This window comes from Myroides sp. N17-2, from assembly GCF_002286775.1.
In the GTDB taxonomy this organism is placed as follows: Bacteria; Bacteroidota; Bacteroidia; order Flavobacteriales; family Flavobacteriaceae; genus Flavobacterium.
In genome coordinates this window covers 80,195-101,031 of the sequence record NZ_NSGJ01000009.1, presented here as the reverse complement: position 1 = coordinate 101,031, position 20,837 = coordinate 80,195, and the positions used below count along the sequence as shown (strand labels likewise).

General features: G+C 35.6%; 18 protein-coding genes. 6 read left to right on the top strand and 12 right to left on the bottom strand.

Features of this window, described 5'->3' with window-relative positions:
* Positions 1-546: 546 nt before the first annotated feature.
* From CF599_RS06330 to CF599_RS06315, 4 genes are all read left to right on the top strand, one after another.
* Entirely contained in the window at positions 547-1,278 is a 732-nt protein-coding gene (locus CF599_RS06330; RefSeq protein WP_121965201.1) for an isocitrate lyase/phosphoenolpyruvate mutase family protein, read from the top strand.
* Positions 1,279-1,312: 34 nt separating this feature from the next.
* Positions 1,313-2,386 carry a bifunctional transcriptional activator/DNA repair enzyme AdaA gene (locus CF599_RS06325; RefSeq protein WP_173835518.1) on the top strand — a complete coding sequence of 358 codons (1,074 nt, stop codon included), beginning with the start codon at positions 1,313-1,315 and terminating at the stop codon, positions 2,384-2,386.
* A gap of 225 nt (positions 2,387-2,611) precedes the next feature.
* Positions 2,612-3,382 (top strand): hypothetical protein, encoded by a 771-nt coding sequence (locus tag CF599_RS06320; RefSeq protein ID WP_121965200.1) that lies wholly within the window; start codon positions 2,612-2,614, stop codon positions 3,380-3,382.
* Between the two features lie 98 nt (positions 3,383-3,480).
* Positions 3,481-4,089, top strand: a complete 609-nt coding sequence (locus CF599_RS06315) for a Type 1 glutamine amidotransferase-like domain-containing protein (RefSeq protein ID WP_121965224.1) — start codon at positions 3,481-3,483, stop codon at positions 4,087-4,089.
* 263 nt (positions 4,090-4,352) lie between these two features.
* Here the strand turns inward: CF599_RS06315 and CF599_RS06310 are convergent, their stop codons facing one another.
* Both CF599_RS06310 and CF599_RS06305 read right to left on the bottom strand, forming a co-directional pair.
* Positions 4,353-5,066 (bottom strand): LytTR family DNA-binding domain-containing protein, encoded by a 714-nt coding sequence (locus tag CF599_RS06310; protein WP_121965199.1) that lies wholly within the window; start codon positions 5,064-5,066, stop codon positions 4,353-4,355.
* Positions 5,063-6,103: a sensor histidine kinase gene (locus CF599_RS06305; protein WP_121965198.1), complete on the bottom strand. Its 1,041-nt coding sequence runs from the start codon at positions 6,101-6,103 to the stop codon at positions 5,063-5,065. The genes CF599_RS06310 and CF599_RS06305 overlap by 4 nt, the downstream gene beginning before the upstream one ends.
* A 157-nt stretch (positions 6,104-6,260) precedes the next feature.
* Here CF599_RS06305 and CF599_RS06300 point away from each other — a divergent pair, with 157 nt between their 5' ends.
* Entirely contained in the window at positions 6,261-7,085 is an 825-nt protein-coding gene (locus CF599_RS06300) for a DUF5694 domain-containing protein (RefSeq protein ID WP_121965197.1), read from the top strand.
* A gap of 258 nt (positions 7,086-7,343) precedes the next feature.
* Here the strand turns inward: CF599_RS06300 and CF599_RS06290 are convergent, their stop codons facing one another.
* The 6 genes from CF599_RS06290 to CF599_RS06265 are packed head-to-tail and all read right to left on the bottom strand — an operon-like array spanning position 7,344 to position 13,520.
* The gene (locus CF599_RS06290; protein WP_121965195.1) at positions 7,344-9,050 is read right to left on the bottom strand and encodes a bifunctional alpha/beta hydrolase/class I SAM-dependent methyltransferase; all 1,707 of its coding nucleotides are present in this window, start codon (positions 9,048-9,050) and stop codon (positions 7,344-7,346) included.
* Between the two features lie 27 nt (positions 9,051-9,077).
* The gene (locus CF599_RS06285) at positions 9,078-10,367 is read right to left on the bottom strand and encodes a phosphatase PAP2 family protein (RefSeq protein ID WP_121965194.1); all 1,290 of its coding nucleotides are present in this window, start codon (positions 10,365-10,367) and stop codon (positions 9,078-9,080) included.
* Entirely contained in the window at positions 10,349-11,104 is a 756-nt protein-coding gene (locus CF599_RS06280) for an SDR family oxidoreductase (protein ID WP_121965193.1), read from the bottom strand. Before CF599_RS06280 ends, CF599_RS06285 begins: the two co-directional genes overlap by 19 nt.
* Complete coding sequence (locus CF599_RS06275) at positions 11,101-12,135, bottom strand: patatin-like phospholipase family protein (protein WP_121965192.1); 1,035 nt, start codon at positions 12,133-12,135, stop codon at positions 11,101-11,103. The genes CF599_RS06280 and CF599_RS06275 overlap by 4 nt, the downstream gene beginning before the upstream one ends.
* Complete coding sequence (locus CF599_RS06270; protein ID WP_121965191.1) at positions 12,123-12,914, bottom strand: phosphatidate cytidylyltransferase; 792 nt, start codon at positions 12,912-12,914, stop codon at positions 12,123-12,125. The genes CF599_RS06275 and CF599_RS06270 overlap by 13 nt, the downstream gene beginning before the upstream one ends.
* Positions 12,915-13,520, bottom strand: a complete 606-nt coding sequence (locus CF599_RS06265) for a CDP-alcohol phosphatidyltransferase family protein (protein WP_121965190.1) — start codon at positions 13,518-13,520, stop codon at positions 12,915-12,917.
* Between the two features lie 555 nt (positions 13,521-14,075).
* Here CF599_RS06265 and CF599_RS06260 point away from each other — a divergent pair.
* Positions 14,076-15,551, top strand: a complete 1,476-nt coding sequence (locus CF599_RS06260; RefSeq protein ID WP_121965189.1) for an anion permease — start codon at positions 14,076-14,078, stop codon at positions 15,549-15,551.
* 89 nt (positions 15,552-15,640) lie between these two features.
* Here CF599_RS06260 and CF599_RS06255 read toward each other — a convergent pair whose 3' ends face one another.
* The 4 genes from CF599_RS06255 to CF599_RS06240 all read right to left on the bottom strand — a co-directional run bounded on the left by CF599_RS06255 (position 15,641) and on the right by CF599_RS06240 (position 20,763).
* Positions 15,641-17,764 (bottom strand): TonB-dependent receptor domain-containing protein, encoded by a 2,124-nt coding sequence (locus CF599_RS06255; RefSeq protein ID WP_121965188.1) that lies wholly within the window; start codon positions 17,762-17,764, stop codon positions 15,641-15,643.
* Positions 17,765-17,932: 168 nt separating this feature from the next.
* Complete coding sequence (locus CF599_RS06250; protein WP_121965187.1) at positions 17,933-19,141, bottom strand: PepSY domain-containing protein; 1,209 nt, start codon at positions 19,139-19,141, stop codon at positions 17,933-17,935.
* Positions 19,142-19,391: 250 nt separating this feature from the next.
* Positions 19,392-19,784, bottom strand: coding sequence for a RidA family protein (locus tag CF599_RS06245; protein ID WP_121965186.1), 393 nt, complete (start codon positions 19,782-19,784; stop codon positions 19,392-19,394).
* A 124-nt stretch (positions 19,785-19,908) separates the two neighbouring features.
* Positions 19,909-20,763, bottom strand: a complete 855-nt coding sequence (locus tag CF599_RS06240) for an AraC family transcriptional regulator (RefSeq protein WP_121965223.1) — start codon at positions 20,761-20,763, stop codon at positions 19,909-19,911.
* Between the last annotated feature and the right edge of the window lie 74 nt (positions 20,764-20,837).

The following is a 20,837-nucleotide window of genomic DNA, read 5'->3' as shown; positions in this document are numbered from 1 at the left end:
TGATATTTTCATTTTGAGAATGATTGTAAAACGGTTTTTTATAAAAAAAAACAGCATATTGGTATTTATTACTTATTGTTAAAATTTTAACAAACAACTGTTTTTTGATGATTTTGTAAGTGCTGTAAACCTAGTGATAGCGTGACTTGCGAGGGGTTTGTTTGAGAGTTGTTCGGGGATTGTTCGGAGCTTCTTCGGAAAATAGGTGTTTTTTCCGAACAAGCCCCGAACAAACCACAAGTGAGACTGTATGAATGCTAGGTTTTAACTGTTTTTAGTGTGTTAAAATAGTTGTTAAAAAAATAAATAGAAATTTTTGTTGTTTGACTTTTTTACCTCTTTGATTGAAGTTGCTAGAGGTTTTTATTTGCTAAAGAATGTGCAAATTTTGAGAATACATATACAATGTAAGTATTTGTATAAAGGACAAATATACGGATTATAATGATAAGTTTATAGAGGGTGTATTGATGTGAAAAATACTTGTTAAGTTTTCGGTTGTATGTGGAGCATTGTGCCTATTAGATTTGTAGAAAATAACTAGAGATGACAGATTACATAAAATTTAAAGAATTGCATTATAGAGAGACACCTTTAATGCTTGGCAATGTTTGGAATGTACAGAGTGCACGAGTTTTTGAACAATTAGGATTTAAAGCGATAGGTACTTCTAGTGCTGCGATGGCTCATTCATTAGGTTATACTGACGGAGAGCATATGCCTTTTAAGGATTTATTATTCCTAGTTAGTCGTATTCGAAGCTGTGTATCCTTGCCTTTGACAGTTGATATTGAAGGAGGTTATGGCAATACGGTAGAAGAAGTGTTTTGTAATATCCGAGCGTTATCTCTTTTGGGAGTTGATGGGATTAATATAGAAGATTCTTATGTAGATAACAATACTCGTATACAAAAAGGAAAAGATGATTTTACAGTATTTCTAAGGGGTGTTCTCAATAGAATTAAAGAAGAAGGAATTGAACTCTTTGTCAATGTGAGATGTGATTCATTCTTGTTACAATCTTCTGCTTTAGAGGATGCTATTACTAGGATAAAAAGCTATCAATTATTAGGTGTGGATGGAATGTTTTTGCCTGGATTAACTAGTATAGAGGATATTAAAAAAATAAAAGAGGTATTAAAGATTCCTCTAAATATAATGGTTCTTCCTAATTTGCCTAGTTTAGCTACGCTAAGTAATGTAGGGAGAGTAAGTATGGGTAATTTTCAAAATGATTATATTATACCGTTTTATCTGAGCTTAATACTGAGATATTAAACAAACAATCTTTTAAAATGCTATTTGATAAAGAATGAATTTGACTAAAGAGATTATGTATAAGGCTATCGTTGAGAAAGATACTTGTTTTGAAGGCGTGTTTTTTACAGCTGTGATAACCACAGGTATATTCTGTCGCCCTTCTTGTACTGCTCGCAAACCAAAGATAGAGAATGTAGAGTTCTTCCCCTCAGTAAAACAGTGTATGGATGAGGGGTATCGTCCTTGTAAAGTATGTAAACCACTAAGCTATTTAAATGAAACTCCTGATGAGATTAGAGTCATCTTAGAAGAGCTGCGTCAAGATTCGTCCTTAAAGTTAAAAGATGTAGACTTAAAGAAACGTGGTATAGAGCCTAGTCAGATAAGAAGATGGTTCTTAAAGAATCACGGAGTTACCTTTCATACTTATCAGCGTACAATGCGTATTAACTTTGCCTATAAGAAGATAAAAGAAGGAGAACGTGTTGGAAATACAGCCTATGATATGGGATATGAGTCACTAAGTGGATTTAATGAATCATTTAAGAATGCATTTGGCGTATCTCCTAAATATGGTAAAGATCAGCAAGTAATAGACTTACAGCATTTAGAAACTCCATTAGGAACGATAGTAGTCTGCGCTACAGCTAAGGGAATTTGCCTTTTAGAGTTTGCAGATATTACAGGATTAGAAAAAGAGTTTAGTAGGCTTAGTAAACAGAAGCAAGCTGTAATATTACAAGGAGATAATAGTCATATCACTCACCTTCAAAAAGAGTTGGCAGTTTATTTTAGTGGAGCGTGTACTGTATTTACAGTTGCTCTAGATCTTATAGGGACTGAGTTTCAGCAGAAAGTGTGGTATGGACTTCTCTCTGTTCCCTATGGAGAGACGAGAACATATAAAGAGCAATCGGAATATCTAAAAATTCCTAAGAGTATCCGCGCAGTAGCCAATGCTAATGGGATGAACAGAATAGCTATATTAATCCCTTGCCATCGAATTATAGGTGCAGATAGTGGTCTGACAGGATATAGAGGAGGAATATGGAGAAAGAAGTATCTATTAGACTTAGAAAATAGAGATAGTAATATGAACCATCAATTAGTCTTAAACTTAGAGTAACTAAGTTAGTGTTTTACTATATCTATAAAAGGGTTTAAACTACCTTTTGTTGATTGATTACCTTAAATAATTAGCGAATTTAGCGATTATGTAATTGGTAACTAAACCCTTTGTTTGTCTAGTGTTAAAAGAAAGTTGAGTAGCCTAATATGTCTTGATTTTACTAGCTAAATGAGGTTTGTTATTTTATATTAGAGCCTTGTTAATTTTGTTAAAATAGAAGAGATGAAGAATTTATACTTTTTGTTTGTAAGTAGTTTGTTATTAATAGGGTGTGGTACTGCTGTTAGTGTTAAGAGAGCAGGGGCTAAACAAACACCTATCGCTAAAGCCCAAGAGGTAAGTGTATATTTAATGAAGGATTCTATACCTAAGGGATCTATTTTTATTGGTTCTGTTAATGTGGGAGATTCTGGTTTAACGAATGTATATGCTTGTGATTATCAGTCAGTCTTAGTAGATGCTCAGGTACAGGCTGCTAAAATGGGAGGTAATATGCTACAAGTAACTGAAGTAAAGATGCCTACAACCTTTGGAAGTAATTGTTATAGAATTAAAACGAATGTTTATCGCAATGAAAACTTAGTAGCACAACAAGTAAATGGAGATAGCAAGAGGGTAGATCACTTCTCTAATAAGAGATATTTAGGAGATAATGTAGACTGTGCTTATATTACTTTTTATAGAGGTAAAGGGTCTTATTCGGCTGATTCAGAGAAAGTATTTGATGGAATGGGGAATGATGTAGCGACCATAAAGAGTAATGACTATTACTCTTATCAGATAAAAGATTATGGTATGCATCGATACATCGCTGATACAAGAGGGCGTGTGTGGACAGAGTTACAAGTAGAGAAAGGGTATGAGTATTTTATGAGAATTAAGGTGCAGAATACAGGGACTAGTATTTTTACAAGATTAGCGATAATGCCTGTTGATATTGCAGAACAAGAGATCGAAATTATAAAGGAATACAACCGCTCTAAGAAGAAATAGACTTCGTCTATAACTGTAAAATAGCTATAATTATTAGCTAAAAGGTATCTGTAAGAATTGTAATTTAGGCACTATATAATTTGAGTAGTATGATAAAGATGTTTTTAAGTTCATCGTTCTGCGATGTGGTTAGTTTGTTCAAGGATTTTGCAGGGGAAGAGGTAGCAGGTAAAAAGGTGACTTTTATCCCTACTGCAAGTATCGTAGAGGAGTATGTAGGGCACGTAGAGAATGATAAGAAGGCTTTTGAGAGTCTAGGTATTATAGTAGATGTATTAGAATTAAGCACCGCGAGTAATGAAGATATTAAAGAGAAGATTACGTCTAATGACTATATCTTCGTTTCGGGAGGTAATTCGTTTTATCTGCTTCAGGTACTACAAGAAACAGGTGCAGATCTATTGATAAAAGAACAGGTCTCTAATGGGAAGTTATATATCGGTACTTCGGCAGGTAGTGTAGTGATGTCTCCTAATATACAGTATGTAGAGCTGATGGATGACAAGTCATTTGCTCCTAAGTTAGCAGATTATCAAGCGATGGGGATGACTGATCAGTACCCATTAGTGCATTACAGTAGTGAGCCTTTTGCGTCAGTAGCAGAAGAAGTGTACCAAGAATATAAGGATAAGTTGCCTTTAGTGTTGCTTAGTAATTACCAAGTTATGATTGTCCAAAATCAGGAAGTAAGTGTGTTATCTGTATAATTCAAAGGTTGTAAATAGAAGAAATAATATTAATCTTTGATATTGGTTAGTTTTTCTGGTTTTGTAATTGGTTAATAATTAATAGATTGCAAGTGTCAAAAAACTAAATATTAAGAAAAGTTGATGAAGTGCACAAAACTTATTTTTGTTGATTTTTTGTTATACATTGACCTTCATTGAGAGAGAATGGTTAATACTAAAGTGTTAGAAAAGTAAAAAGGCTACAGTTTATGTAGCCTTTTTTGTATGAAGTAGTGAGGCAGTTACTCCTTAAGTAACTGTCCTAATACTGTCTTTTTATATGTATCACCTATCGGGATAATCGCTTTGTCAATGTAGAGTCTATTTCGCTCTATGGTGTCGAGGTGTTGTTTGTTGATAATGTATGATTTATGTACGCGTATAAACTGTTGGTTTGGAAGTTTATCTTCCATTTCTTTTAGTGTACTTAGCGTGATAAGACGTTCGTTCTTTAGATGAAGTACAAGGTAATCTTTTAGCCCTTCTACGTACTTCAGATCATCAAATAGTACTTTGATGTGCTTGCCATCCGATTTAATGAATAAGTGGTTCTCTTGCTCTGTTTTGACAGCAGGAGTTAGTGGTACATTATTTTGTTCTACGATAGGCATTGCTTTTTGTATACTCTTAAAGAATCGCTCATACGTAATAGGCTTTAAGAGATAGTCGATGACATTATGCTCATAGCCCTCTAAGGCGTATTGATTATAGGCTGAGGTAATGATAAAGTATGTTTTTCTGCCTAGTAGGTTCATAATCTGTAATCCTGTCAATTCAGGCATCTGTATATCGATAAAGCACAAGTCTACTTCTAACTGCTGTAAATCCGCTAAAGCGGTTAGGGCAGAGGTAGAACTACCTACTAACTCTAGCTGGGGAGACTTCTGTACATAGTCACTTAATAGAGCTACTGCTAGTGGCTCGTCATCTAAGATATAGCATCGGATAGACTTCATAATTCGATCGATAATTTACACGTAAAGATATTCTCTTCTTCTGTAATAGTCAAGTTGTGTTTAGTAGGAAACTGCAAGTCTAATCGCTTGCGGATATTGGTCAAACCGATACCACTAGTCTTATCTTTATTATACTTGTTTGATTTGTTTTGAGTATATAACTCTAGGCGATTTCCCTTTTGTGTAATTAGTATTGTAAAGGGATGTTCTGTTTCTGTTAATAGCCCGTGTTTAAAGCCATTCTCTATGAAGGGCAGTAATAACAAAGGAGGAATTAGTAGATTGGGATTCTCTATGTCAATGGCTAGTTTTAGTTGTACCTCTCCTGCGATACGCATTTTCTCTAAGTCAATAAAGTCTTGGATATAGTTGATTTCCTTTTGAAGTTCAACGTTATTATGTTCTGTTTCGTAAGTCATATAACGCATTAGTTGACTTAGTTTATCTATAGCAGGGAGTGCTTTATCTGATTTTCGGTAGACTAGCGAGTAAATATTATTTAGTGTATTAAAGATAAAGTGAGGGTTTATTTGAGATTTTAAGAAACGCAATTCAGCATCATTCTTTTGCTCCTGTATGATTTTGTTTAATTGTAAGCTGCGTATTAAGTGGATGATAATATAGGTGATCGTAGCCATAGCGATAGGTATCATACTAAAGTAGATATTATCAGTTATATAAAACCACGCTGGTGTACCTGGGAAATAGTTTTGAAGCCCCCATATCCATACTGTGATTACTTGTTCTATTATAGCTCTTATTAGCGTAAAGAATACATAAGCGGCTAGTAATCCTAAAAACACTCTTTTCCACGTGAACTTCTGCATTACTCTAGGCATAATACACAGATAATGGAAGTAAAAGACAGTGACAAAGATTATCACAAAGGTGTTGTTAAATAAAGAAAAGTCTGTAAACGTTACCAAATAAGGAGCATTATAATCTAAGTGAACATAGCGTGCATAGATTAAGAATAACCATAGGAATGCGTGTAAACGCACTTCTTCTTTTGTTGATAATACTTCTATAGGCTTCATAAATAATGTTTTTGTAAAGCTATTAAAACTTCGCTTTCTATTAAAGGGTGTTGGTCGGATAAAATAAGGTGTTGGTCGAAAAAGAAAAAAGAGTAAGTATGAAGTACCGCATCTTTGTCCTGTAATCAAAACAACATCACAAAAAAACAAACCAATTATGAAAACTAAATTATTCAGCTTACTTGCAATGTGTTTAATGGGAGGGCAAATTGCCAATGCTCAAATAAACGAGGACTTAAGATTAAATAAGCGTATCCCTGTGCTTAATATGGGAACGTTCCATATGGGATATACCTCGGATACCAATAAGACAGAGTTCGATGAGAACAACGCTAAGAATAAGGCAATGGTTCACGAAGTGGCAAAAGCGATAGCGGAGTTTAAACCTACAGTAATCGTATTAGAGCAAAAAGCGAATACGATGGAAACTTTAAATGCACTATATCAAGCTTATCTAAAAGACCCTAATATAAAAATAGTTGATCCTAATGAAGTTCACTTGTTGGGATTCGAATTAGGGAGATTAGCAGGAGTGAAGAAATTATACGGTATAGATTATAGCAAAGGATATAACTATATGGTGAATAAGAATATCCCTGAGTATAATGACAAAGCAATATATGAGGATTATATGAATGTTGTGTTAAGACAATTAAGAGCTAGTGATGAAGCAGGGGATGTAAGAAAAATGCTATATAACACCAATACAAAGAAATCATTAGATGCCTATATCAATCTAAATGCGGATATGCTGACTCACGTATCTTCTCCTGGTAAATCTGAAGGAGCAGATGAGACGGCTAAGTACTATCACAGAAACCTGATTATGTACTCTAACTTAAATCAGATACCATTAACAGAGAACGATAGAGTATTTATCTTAATGGGGTCATCTCATACAGCTTTCTTTAATATGTGGTTAGAGCGCAGTCCTAAATATGAACTAGTGAATACGTTAGATTATTTAAAAAAGTTTAAGTAAACAAGGGACAGGGAACAGGGAAACAAGGGACAGTGAACAGGGAAACAAGGGAACAGGAAACAGGAAACAGGGAACAGGGAACAGGGAACAAGGGAACAGGAAACAGGAAACAGCGATTTCACGACATCACAACATCACAAAAAAAACAAAAAAGGGACATCACAAAAAGAGTTGATAAAAATACGTTAGGCTACTCGGAGCAATCTGAGTGGTAATAAAGAAGCCCTCAGAGATGAGGGCTTTTTGCTTTTATGTTATTTATGACTTAACGATCTTAGCGACTGATACAGTAAAGATACCATAGTTGTCGATTAGCATATTTTGTTTAAATACGCTATTGTAAGCAAATAGTTTATCTAACTCATACTGAGAGCGACGACGCATCACCCAATCAGTATCTCTGTGACTCTTTAGAACAAAGGCAATCGTCTTAAGTTGAGGATGCCAAGGCTGTCCTGTATAGACGATGCTACTGTTATTCATTGCTATAGAGCTGATTCCCTTAATGGTGTTACAGATCATATCATTGTCTTCAAATAATTCGAAGATACCAGAGATAATTGTGATATTCGGTTCGAAGTTGAATAGTGGATACGTATTCGGGTCAAAACAATCATAGTTAGTAAAGCGAATACCTGTAAGATTATGCTCTTTAATATACGCTTCACCGACCTCAATATTAGAGCGTTTAAAGTCGTTAATCACTATCTCTGCATCGGGATACTTAGCTTTTATATCAAATAGATAGTTACCTGTACCACCTGCTACGTCTAATATTCTGATAGGTAGTCCTTGCTCTTGTAGTAATAGTATCTGTTTGTCTATCTGCTGTAATAAATGTACTTTTCGTTGGCGTATACCTGCCCATCCTATAGCATTTAGATAGTTCTTATCCATCATCTTACCAAAGCCTAGTCTACCTTGTGGGGTATTCTTATAAACATAGTCAAGAGATATCCCCGAGTCAAAGCCATATAACAGACCTAGACGCATTCCTTCAGATAGAGGACCGATAATACCTAATAGACTCTTCTGTATCTTATACGATAGAAGTTCGACAGTAGGGTATAGTCCAAACATCATTTTATAATATTCGTCAGTGGTAAACTTATCTGCTTTTAAGTTTATTTTGACCTTAGGAGCAGTGAAACTCTTATTCATAAACTTGGCAATATCTCGGTAAACTTGTTCACGTCCTTTCTCAAATAGAATACCGTGGAAGCTACCTTTAAGCATTTTGAACTCTCTCAAATCACTGCTTAGATTATGGAAAAAGCGCTGTTGCGTTTTGTTTTTCACAACATAGTCTTTCTCAGCGGCAAATAAGATAGTTGGGATAGTGATCGCTGAAGCATCCTCTACGATACGCTTTCCTGCATCAAGAAGATCAACAAGCATACGCCCATTAATAGACTTGGTAATTAACGGATCACTATCATAAGCTACTTGCTGATCTTTCTCGTGTGTTAGCACTTTAGATTTGACATAGCTTGTAACGATCATCTCGGGTTTTAACTTCGTTCCTAGTGCAATCATTTCTTTTGCAAAAGGCACATATAGTTTAATCTCAAAAGCAGGGGCTAATAACGCCATACCTGCGATAGGAATAGCAAAATCGTGTACCCAAGCACTTAGGATCACACCTGCGATACTATTAGCTACGACGAACGTATCGTGATAGTGTATTTGGTATTTATCGTTTAGATAATGTGCAAAGGCATCTAAGTCACGGACGTAATCCATAAAGTTAGGCGATACCTCTTGCTTGGTGTATCCGTGTCCTCTAAAGTCAAAACTAAATACGTTGTAATTAGCAAATGGTGCACTCTGAGCAAACTCAGCTAAACGCGCTGAGTGTTCGTGACCGCGGTGAAGGACAATTATCGTCTTCTGTCCTTCTTTGTAATTCCAAGCTCGATAAAATATTGACGCATCATCAAAGCTAGTGAATGTTCCTTCTATCATAGGTGTTTTTTGTTTTATAGCAATTTATTATAGTTTAAAGATAGCATTTTGATTAATAGATTGTATATATATCTGTGCTTCTTTTTTAGTGCACTGTGCACATTGTGAGTAAACTAATGCAGATACAGCCATACTTCTAGACAGCCCCATCGCACAGTGTATATAGATTAAGGTATCTGTATTTCTTGTATTATAAGTAGTGATAATATGTTGTACTATTTGAGCTAAGTACTCCTCATTTGCCTGTCCGATGTCTAGCAAGGGAAAGAAATAATAGGTAGCCTGACTTCGTATATAGGTATTCTCTGTCATTTCTGCAGACAGGTCATAAACGATGATATTCTTGTCTTGTGCCAAGTGTTTTTTAGCCTCCTCAGTAGACAGTAATGCCCCGATATATAGTTGAGGTAGCATTTCAGCAAAAGGAACAGGATTATAACGTCGATTCAACTTTCTTAGTATAACATACGTCAGTAGGTAAGGAAATAATAAGATGTATTTCCACCAAGCTATTTTACCCTCTTTATTCTTGATGAAGTAAACGTTGTTTTGGATATATGCTTTGCCTATGTAAATGAGGTTAAAACTTATCCACAGTAGAATTGCCGTAAAGGGATTAAACCAAATAAACGCAATCAGGATGAATAATGAAGCTAGGATAAAGTATACTAATCCCTTTTTGATATTGAGATACAGTCTATTCTCTTTGTTAGGCACAAAAAAGAAAATGAGCAAGCATACTATCACAGCTGTAAGTACATCGATACTGTGATGTTGATAGACAAATACCGTAGATAGCGCAACTAAAGTTAACCATAGATACAGTAGCACCTTTGTAAAATTGCTGAATCGGGTAGTCTGTTCTACTACTGTCATAAAGATTACAGCATAGGCTACGTGTAGAGAGGGAGCCTGATTATAATGAGTATCCCAAGCACTGATAAAATCAAAGAACACATCAAATATTCCAATCGTATGTGGAGGTCTATCAAGTGTAAACTGTATAGGAAAGGCTATAAACCCAATAAAGGCAACTAGTGTAACGAGTAGCATTCTCTTGGTAAGTACTCTTAGTTGCTCCATGGTGTCGACCCAATAAAACACCAATAAAAAGAATGGTGCGCTAGTGGCATAAGGGATAATCATCCACTCTACAAAAGGGATGTGCTTATCTATCGGCAGCACACATGACCAATCTAATGCTCGGAATACAGCATAGTATTGGGCAGTCATATAAGCGGTGATAAATACTATATAACATAGTATCATCGAGGTAGTACGTTGTTTAAAAGTGGGGGTTATTTGTTCTTCTGCCATTTTGCTTTTTTATGCATAATACGTTGTAGTAGTCCCTTTGGCAAGATTTGCAAGAAGCGGATAAGTCTGTACATATTCTTAGGGAATACGATAAGTTGTTTGCCTTTAGCGAGGTCAGTATAGATAATATCAGCCGCCTCACTTGGACTGATTACATATTGCTTTTTAGATAAGTCATCTTTGTTAAGAGCTAATAATCGAGGAGTAGCGACATAACCGGGATGTACAGTGACTATATGTATTCCTTTGTCTCTATAAGCGCGTTGATATGCTTTAGCTACAGCTACTACGGCTTGCTTACATCGGGTGTATATCGTAGCTTCTGTATAGTCTAAAAAGGTCGAAATAGAAGCAATGCACACTACTTTCCCTCCTTTATTCTTCATTAATTCTCTTGCTACTTCTAGCGAGTTAAGCGTAGCTTTGATATTGTTATCTATCATTGCATTTGTTTCTTGCCAAGAGATAGTCTCTAATGCACTGTCAGTATAGTTACCCGCCGCGGCGATGAAGAGATCTAATTGTCCTTGACTGAACTCTCGGGCAGCTTCATATAAACTGATAAAGTCAGTGGCATCTACTGTATATACAGATAAGTTGGCGTAGGTATTAAAGTGATGATCCTCTTTATATGGCATACGACTGCCTATCCCTACACGATAACCTTCCTGTAAGTAACGCTGTGCTAATGCCCATCCTATACCTGATGTACCACCTGTTATAAATACTGTTTTCATTGTTTTAAAGCATTTAAGACTACTTGATAGCCGTAGTCAAATTGTCTTAATATCTGTGTTTTACAGTCTTCTTTAGACACGGGAAGCTGTATCTCTAAGGCAAACTTTCTCCAATTAATCTTGCGACTTAAATAACCTCCTGCAAGCTTACTTCTCATATCACTAGTATCTAGTCTATTTGCCGTCACAGTAGCCGCTGTGTTTAATCGTGCATTACCACTATATCCAAATACTGCTCTTACTAACCCCTCTTCCATAGCTGAGTATGGAGCCTTGTGTTCTATCCATAACTCGTTACCTAATGTAGAGGCTAGTTCTGTTGGGATTAAGTCTATCGCTCCACCTAGATAGTGCTTCTCTTTATAAAAAGCAGGTGCCATATAGAACATATCTGATGTACTAATACGCATCGCTCTTAAAGGTTCTACATCTAGTAATAAGGAAGTGTCAGGGGCTACAGCGCTATTTGCATCCTCTTTATAGGTGTCGATATACTGATTTAAATATGCTACAGGTACTTGTCCTAAGGGAATAAGTGCTTTTCTAAAAGCTTTCTCTCCATTTCTCTTTTTGCCTGTCTTATCCGGAGTATAACATATTTCCGAACCTATCGTGATCATATCAGGAGATTCAGGTAGTGCCTTTATAAGCGACGGAAACTTACTGTCTAGATTCTGTGGTTGATCTACAAAGTACTTGCTAAACAAGTCAAGTAGGTAAGGAGCGTTCTCTTTCTTCTTACTGTGTTTGATACAGTAGTATGGCAGACGGTCTAAGCGAGTTTGATTAGTCAAGAATGTATTCATTGCTGCTGTAAGAAACTCGTCTGATACAAGGTATTCTCTTATCGCCTCCGGAGTATTAAAACTTCGGATAATAGAGACAGAGATACTCGCTCCACAAGTAGAGATGATTAAGTCAGGACGGATGTTATGCTCTACCATCGCGACATACATACCACAGTACATCACAAAACGACTTCCGCCACCTGAGAATACTGCTACGCGATTATAAGGTTTTACTTCAGCCATATTAGTGTTATATAAAATAGGGGTGTGGTGTAAAGTAGACTATCTACTCGATCTAATAAACCTCCGTGTCCGGGAAGTAAGGTGCCTGTATCTTTTACATTAGCTCTTCGCTTGACTAAGGAGAACGTTAGATCGCCTAAGAAACCAAGTAGACTAAGTGCCATGGCAAGTAGTATTGTCTTGGTTGTTATGGCTTCACTAAATAGTAAGTAGTACATCAGATTAAAGATAATAGTCGTCATCACCACTCCACCTATAACGCCTTCTACTGTCTTATTAGGGCTGATATTAGGGGTTATTTTAGTCTTGCCAAATAGTTTGCCTGACAAATACTGACTCACATCATTTAGTTCCATAGGGACTACTAATAAGATGAGGTATTTATACCCTTGTGCTTGTATGCCTATATAAAATAAGATAGAGATTGACAGCAGGTATAGCGTCATTATTACTAGATAAAACAGATACTGTCTATACTTAAGATATATAAAAGAATACATGATCATACACAATCCAAGTACTGTTAATAGATGCTCCTGAATAGGTAATTTATAAAGACTCAGCGCGATGATAACAGTCGTCAGAATAGAGAAGATACTTTTTAGTTTTCCTATAGGGATAGCGATAGTATAGAGTTCTCGTTGACCCCAATAGAGTAAGAAGAGTGTGAAAATAAGCAGATTAATCGGATGCAATAAGGCTATGGCAAATACCACAATGATATAACCCCACGTTTTGACGCGAAGTGGTACATCGGCAAACTTTCCTTCTTTAGTCATCTATTGTGCGTTTTTAAGTGCTTTGCGACACCTTGTTATAGTACTTAAAAGTAATAATAAATTAACAATGATAAATAGGTAAAGAGAAACTCCACTCATATTAACGTGTAGAAACATCAGTAAACCATATATTCCAAGGACTAATGCTCTGTCACTTTTGCCCATCGGTCCATCATAGCGTCTTTCTCTGCCTAGTACCTTGCCCATTAAACCTGCAAACTCATTGATAATACTCAGCCCAATAAATATGACGATTAGGTAAAGACTCTCACTTTGAAATTTCAATAAGGGAATGAATAATATAAAGTCAGAAAAGATATCACCTACTTCGTTTAGCAGTTCGCCTTTTTTAGAGGTTTGATTAAACAGTCTAGCCATCATTCCATCAAGCGCATTAAGTGCCATTCTAATTAATAGCCCTATTGGTAATAGCAAAAAGAAGATGTGATATAAATCTGCATACCAAAATAAGATGGCTAGAACTATAGAAAAGAGTATAGCGAATACTGTTATCTGATTAGCTGTAATATTTCTTCTGTGTAATGCATTAAGTATGGGCATTAGCGACTTCTGAAAGTATGGTTTTATTTTATAAACGGATATCATAAGCTCAGTGTTTTTAAAGTTTAGTTTTTTTTATAAAAAATGATATATGTTTGTTTTTTGTTGAAAATTACGTTGTATTTTATATGTTATTGATATGAGTAATATTATATTTTTTGCAAAAAAGTGATTTAAAAACAAATATTCTCTTTGATTATTTACTATCTTTAAACTGTAAAAGATTTTAAGTCTACAATGATTACTTACTGCAAATAGATGTATTGAATATAGCTTTAGTTAATTTTAAATCATACTACGGTGTGCTTTTCTCACTAATGTCTCTCCATTTAGTTTAATTTGTTTTTGTTTAGATAATTTCTGTGAACTTAAAAGACTATCAAAAATAAGGAACATATATTCTAATAACGCTTATTGCGAATAATTTGTTTACATAAATTATGAAAAATAATAGGTTAAAGAAACGTGTTTGGCATTTTTGTTGATTTTACATTAAAAAATAAAAGTAGTAGATGTTATCCTTCGAATACCTTTAAAAGATTAGTAAGAGCAGAGGCATAGTGAGGACAGCATAATTACTGCAGTAATAAAATTACTCGTATGGCAAGTAAATTAGAACCTATCAAACCCGTACCAGCGTTAATCGCGGTCGCAATCACATTAATTATTTGGTTTGTTATCCCTGTTCCAGAAGGCGTTAGTCCTAATGCGTGGCAGTTGTTAGCATTATTCGTTGGAACTATCGCCGCTATTATCGGTAAAGCTCTTCCTATCGGGGGAGTATCCATTATAGCTATTGCTTTAGTTGCTATCACAGGAGTTACTAATCCAGGTGACTCTAAAGCTGCTTTAGCAGATGCACTAAGTGGTTTTTCAAATGATCTTATTTGGCTTATTGGTATAGCCGTGATGATCTCTATCAGTTTAAAGAAGACCGGTTTAGGCTCTCGTATAGGATATTTCCTTATCTCTCTTTTTGGTAAGCGAACTATCGGTATTGCCTATGCGTTATCTTTTGCGGAGACTATTCTAGCTCCTGTGACTCCAAGTAATACAGCGCGTGGAGGAGGGATTATTCACCCTATTATGCGTTCTATTGCTAGTAGTTTCGGATCAAAGCCTGAGAGAGGCTCTACAGAGAAAATAGGACGTTACTTAGCGCTAGTAAACTATAATACCAACCCTATCACATCAGCGATGTTTATCACTGCTACAGCGCCTAATCCACTAATCGTGAGTTTGATTGTAGCAGGAACAGCGACAGGTGTGACAATAACGTGGGGAATGTGGGCATTAGCCGCTTTAGTACCTGCTTTAGTAGCGCTATTAGTTATGCCCTTAGTTATATATATGATCTATCCACCCGAAATTAAGAAGACTCCGGATGCTCCTAAGTTTGCAAAAGCACAACTAGAAGAATTAGGACCTATCTCTAAGCCTGAATATATCACGATGGGAGTATTCTCTATCTTGTTATTCTTATGGGCAGGTGTACCCGCTATGTTTTTTGGAGATGAGTTCGCAGTACAGCCTACTGCAGCAGCCTTCTTAGGGTTAGCTATTCTGATTATCACAGGAGTACTTACATGGGATGATATTCTTAAGAATACAGGAGCTTGGGATACTATAGTATGGTTTGCCGCTTTAGTAATGATGGCAGGTTTCTTAGGTAAGCTTGGTCTAGTAGGTTGGTTAGCAACTACAGTAGGTGGAGGTATAGCAGGATTGGGATTATCATGGATACCAGCTACTATATTACTGTTGTTAGTATATGTTTATTCACATTATTTCTTTGCGAGTACTACAGCGCATATTACTGCTATGTATGGAGCTTTCTTTGCAGCAGGATTAGCCTTGGGAGCACCAGTTATGCTATGGGCACTATTACTTGGTTTCTCATCATCTATTATGATGTCATTGACACATTATGGTACAGGTACAGCACCTATTATATTTGGGTCAGGTTATACAACATTAGGAGAATGGTGGAAGGTCGGCTTTGTAATGAGTGTCGTGAACTTAATCATCTTTATTGTTATAGGTGGACTATGGTGGAATGTACTTGGATATTGGTAATCAATGGACAGAAGTAACGATATAAAATAAACAGGGCTACCTTTTTTGAGGTAGCCCTGTTTATTTTATTCTAGGTTCAAATGATAAGATTAGAACTTATAGTTAAAAGATAGCGTAGCGATACGGCTATCTAAATCATATTTCTTGCGAATACGAGAGTTAAAGTTATCACCTGTGATATTATAGTCAACAGTCTTTAATACGTCTGTAACGGCTAGCTTAATTGTTGCTTTATCACTTAACAAGGCTTTAGAAAGTCCTATTGTTAAGTCAAAATAACCATCTCTCTTATATAAACCTAAGTTAGCTTTAGAGAAGTACTGTGCATTTACATCTGCTTTTAACCCTTTGACAATCGTAAAGTTGTTTTGCGAGTTAAAGGTAAACGCTACTTGTGAACTGTTAATCTCCGTACCTTGGTAAGATCCTTCATATTTGTTGTTAAACAAGTTGAACATATTACTCATCGACCACCATTCAAATGGGCTTACAGTACCTGTAACATTAAATCCGTAATGGTAAGACTTGTTTAAGTTCTCTTGTGTATTGACTAAGATACCAGTATCTTGTTGGTAGTCATATACATTTGTCATTACATCATTCGTTACACTAAAATACACATTTGCGATAAGGTATTTACTCCAAGTATAACCTGCTTCAGTAGCGTGTGTAATCTCCGGCTTTAACTTAGGATTACCTTGCCAGTAGTTAAATGGATCGTCATAGAAACGGAACGGATTTAAGTCAAAGTGACTAGGTCTATTAATACGCTTGCTATATGAAGCATAGAACCCGTGTGCATTATCTGTTTCGTATTTGATAGAAGCACTCGGGAAGAACTTCGTATAGTCATTTTTGCTGTATTCTTTACTTGTTTTTTGGTCTATCTCAGTTTGTGTAAACTCAGAACGTACTCCTACTTGAAAACTCCAATGATCTAAACTTAACTTGTAGTTAGCATAAGCAGCGTGTATCTGCTCATTGTATTTATAATGGTTAGTAGAAGCGGGGTCTGTTAACCAATTTGCTCCCTCTTGAAACCCATAGACAGAAGGATTGTCATTAGACTTAATGTTTGATTTCCATCCTGTTTCTAAGTCATTTTTATCATCAAGAGGTAAAGTAAAGTCTACTTTTCCATTAAATACTTTTAGTTGAGAAGGAATATGTCCACGTCTATTTTGATAAATTGCTTTAGAGGTGTTTAATACTACATCAGACAACTGTAATTGGTTTGATTTAAACTTAGATGATTCATATTCTAAATCAACATCTACTTTACTCCCTTTTTCATTAAACAGGTGAGTAGCTGTTAGGTTAAACGTATAGTCATACCAATGTTCGCTGTTGTTATTATCTGTATTCACGTGAGAAGATAATACATCTACAGGGGCATAAATCTTATTATATCCATTAGAGAAGTCTTCATATCGACCTAACTTAGCATCAAACAAGAAACCAATAGTCGTCTTAGACGAGATCGCATAGTCAACTCCAAACTTAAAGTTGTTAGAGGTCAGAGGTTCATTACTAGTAGTGCGTTGTTCACTATGCCTGTCTATGATAGAAGGATTTGTAGTATTATAGAAGTCTTGCAAATAGTATTTGTGTTCTTCTTCTCCTCTGAATGTATAACTATAATCTCCGAATAGACTAAGTTTATTATGTGTATAACCAAGGTTCATTCCTGCATTCATACGGTTCTTACGCCCTCTTCCTGCATTGACATAAGAACTTCCTTTTAACCCTTCCATCTTGTACTTCTTCAGCACGATATTGATAATACCTGCGTTACCTGCTGCATCATATTTAGCTGAAGGGTTAGCGATAATCTCAATATTCTTCACTTGAGAAGAGTTAGTGGATCTCAATAGGTTAGCTAGTTCTTTTGCAGAAAGAGAACTCAGTTTGCCGTTTAGCATCACACTAACACCCTTTTTACCACGTAGTGATAATTCACCTTCTTGAGATACAACTACTCCTGGAGCTCTTCCTAATACTTCTAGAACTGTACTTCCGTCAGATAATGCACTGTTCTCAACGCTAAATACCATCTTATCTGCTTTCTGTTGAAATACAGGGGTAGAGGCATTGATAATTACCTCTCCAAGATTTGTGTTAAATGCATTGAGTAGGCTGTCTAATTGCGCTTCGGTTTGGGCATAAGTACCCAAGCTACATAGTGAAAGTAGCCATATATATGATCTATTCATTATAGTTTAAATTAATTAATATCTTAAATATGCAGATAACATTTAAATGAGAATGAATTGTACAAAACAGAGCAAGATTAGTGATTAAAGCACACTGTAGTGTGGTTTTAGAACTAATTGAAGCTATGTAAAGTAGAATTTATTCGCAGTAAATAGCAGTTGCGGATTTTAGGTAATTGTCTTTTTCTTATTTCGTCTACCCCAGTAGATTATAAAACCTGTGATAGGAAGTGATGCACAGAATAAACTCATGATAAAGGCAAGTATCTTACCTGTCATCCCAAAGAAAGCACCTACGTGTAAATCATACGTAGCACTAGTAGCACGGTCAGCTAATAATCTTTCTTCATGAGGTCTATTAAATAATACTTCACCTGAGTGCTCATCGAAGATCATTAGATTTCCTTCACTATAAGTAAACTCTCGATCTTTAATCCAAATACTCATATTATCGTGATGGTGATCCGCTTCTTCGTGATCTTCTAAATCAAGACCAAATGAGAAGGCGTTAGGGTAGTATTCTCTTACTTTCTCTGCTATGCGATCTATGGTAGTCTCTGTTTCCATTGATTCAGGAGCTACTGTCTTAAAGTGACTAAAATCGGGTGAATGTGATGAAAAGCCATTTATTAAAAAGTAGACCCAAGTCATCGTAATGCGGAATGAATACATAATCCCTGTTATAGCAACTATTAGAGCTAAGAATGAAGCATAGAACCCTAGTATATTATGAACATCATAGTTCTTACGACGCCATCCTTTTACTTTCTTCCATCTAAACCAGAAGCGTTGCTTACGCATATTCTTATTCTTTGGCCACCATAGGATGATACCTGTTACTAACATAATCACAAATATGATAGTAGATACACCTACGATAGTTCCTCCTACTGAACTACTTAATAGTAATGAGCGGTGTAAGATCATCGTAAAGAAGAAAGGGCTCTTTCGAAGATCCTGTATAGCTATTACTTCACCTGTATATTGGTTAACGTAAACTGATTTAAAGACAAGATAAGTGTCGAAGTAGTTCCACCCATTGCGATTCACTTTGTCAAGTCCAAATTGATAAGAGCGGTTAGGGTCTATGGGAATGGTAACGCTTTCGGCAGGTACTTCTTCATTGACTAACTGCGCATTGACCATATCTTTTAGTTCCTTAATAGGAATGGGTTTCTTATTTGCAATATCTGTTTCTCCGTGAAAAATCTGTTCTTTATTAAAGTAGGCTGAGATATCTTCATTGAAGACAAATACAGCACCTGATAAGGATACGATTAGTACGATTATTCCTGACAATAGTCCTAGCCATAAGTGAATTTTAAGCATATACTTTTTAAAAACTCCCTTACTTTTTTTGGGCTTATCAGCATTCATTATATTTTATTATTTAGATTAGTTAAACTTAATTAGGTGAGGCAAATATATAATTATTTATAATGATTCTAAGTATAACCTTTCTTATTTTGAGAATATTTTTATAACTAACTGATAATTAATTGTTAAATAAAATATGGTGAATGAGTTAATTCTAAATAAGGGAGTGATTAGTATAAAAAAAGAGTTGCACTATGGCAACTCTCTAATTAAACCTTAAAGGTTTATATTTTGTAAGTTATGTATTGGTTTATTTGGCAGCCCATATTTCTATTTCTAAGTGAATCTCCGGCAATCCTAATGCAGTGATATAACCTACCGTCATAGATGGATACTCTGTACCGAATGTATTATCCCATACTTCATAGAAGAAGTCCCAATCAATTTCTTTAGTTGCCCAGATGTTTACTTTGATTACATCTTCTGCTTGTAGCTTTTGACTAGCTAATACTTGGATGATATTCATAAAAGTATTTTGCACTTGCGCATTAAAAGTCTCAGGGATATTTCCCATAGCATCTGTGCCTATCTGACCAGAGAATGTATATAGATTAGCACCTTTAGGTACTACTGTTACGTGAGAATATCTTCCTACAGGAGCGGCTAATGTACTTGGGTTAAGTCGTTGTATTTTTGTACTCATTTGCTGTCGTTTATTATTTCGCGGACGAAAATAACATTTCCTTTTCTCAATTTGAGTTTCCTAACATATTTTAGCTTTTTTATATGATGATTGACAATCTATTGATGACGACCTGCTGTATTACTTAACCCCTAAACTTCTCCCTATACTGCGAAGGTGTCATTAGCTTGTACTTTTTAAATAACTTAGACAGATGACTCTCATCATTAAAGTCAAGTTCGAACGCTATCTCTTTCAGTCGCATAGTACTGTATTTTAACCTTGTCTCTACTAACTTTAGTTTATAGTCTAAGATGTAATCTTGCAGAGAGACACCCACTTGCTTTTTAAAGTATTCCCCAAAATAGTTTTTAGAAATCCCAAATGCCGTAGCTAAGGCATCAATAGAGAGTGACTGTTTATCGCCGATATGCTGTTGTATATAGGTAATAATCTTCATTACATCTTGTGCCGTGCTGTTATCCGCTACTTGCTTGTGATCACTTTGTATAAGGTTTCTCGCTACTAGATTTAGTAAGATAGAGACACACTGTCTGATGATTAAGTAATCTTGTGTGTTAGTCTGATACTCTCTTTTTATGCTCTGTAGTAGTGTAGAAGCGAATAACTCATCAGTCTTATCTCTAAACACACATCCCGCCTTTGAGTGATAGTTATGGGTGATAAACGTAAGTTTGTTGATGTTGTCACAAGTTTCTATACGATCTGCCTCTGTGCGTATCTGCGTAATAAAAGAAGGTGGACACTCAATAAGAAGTAAGGAACAAGACTTGCTCTTAAATACATATTTGGTATCAAAAGGTATCACGAACAACTTCCCCTTTTTAAAGGGAACTTCCTGTGTATCGTACACGCTTGATCCTTTTCCCTCGTGTACATAGATAATCGTCAACTGTGCTGTAGGCTGTACTTCAAAGACTTCGTCTTTAAGCTCAATCTCTTTCACAACAATCGGTTCAAACAAATTCTTACGTACCATAGCATACTTATAAAACCTTTTAAAGTACAAGATTATTTGTACTTAGGGTGTTTACTTTGCAAAGTAATAAAAAA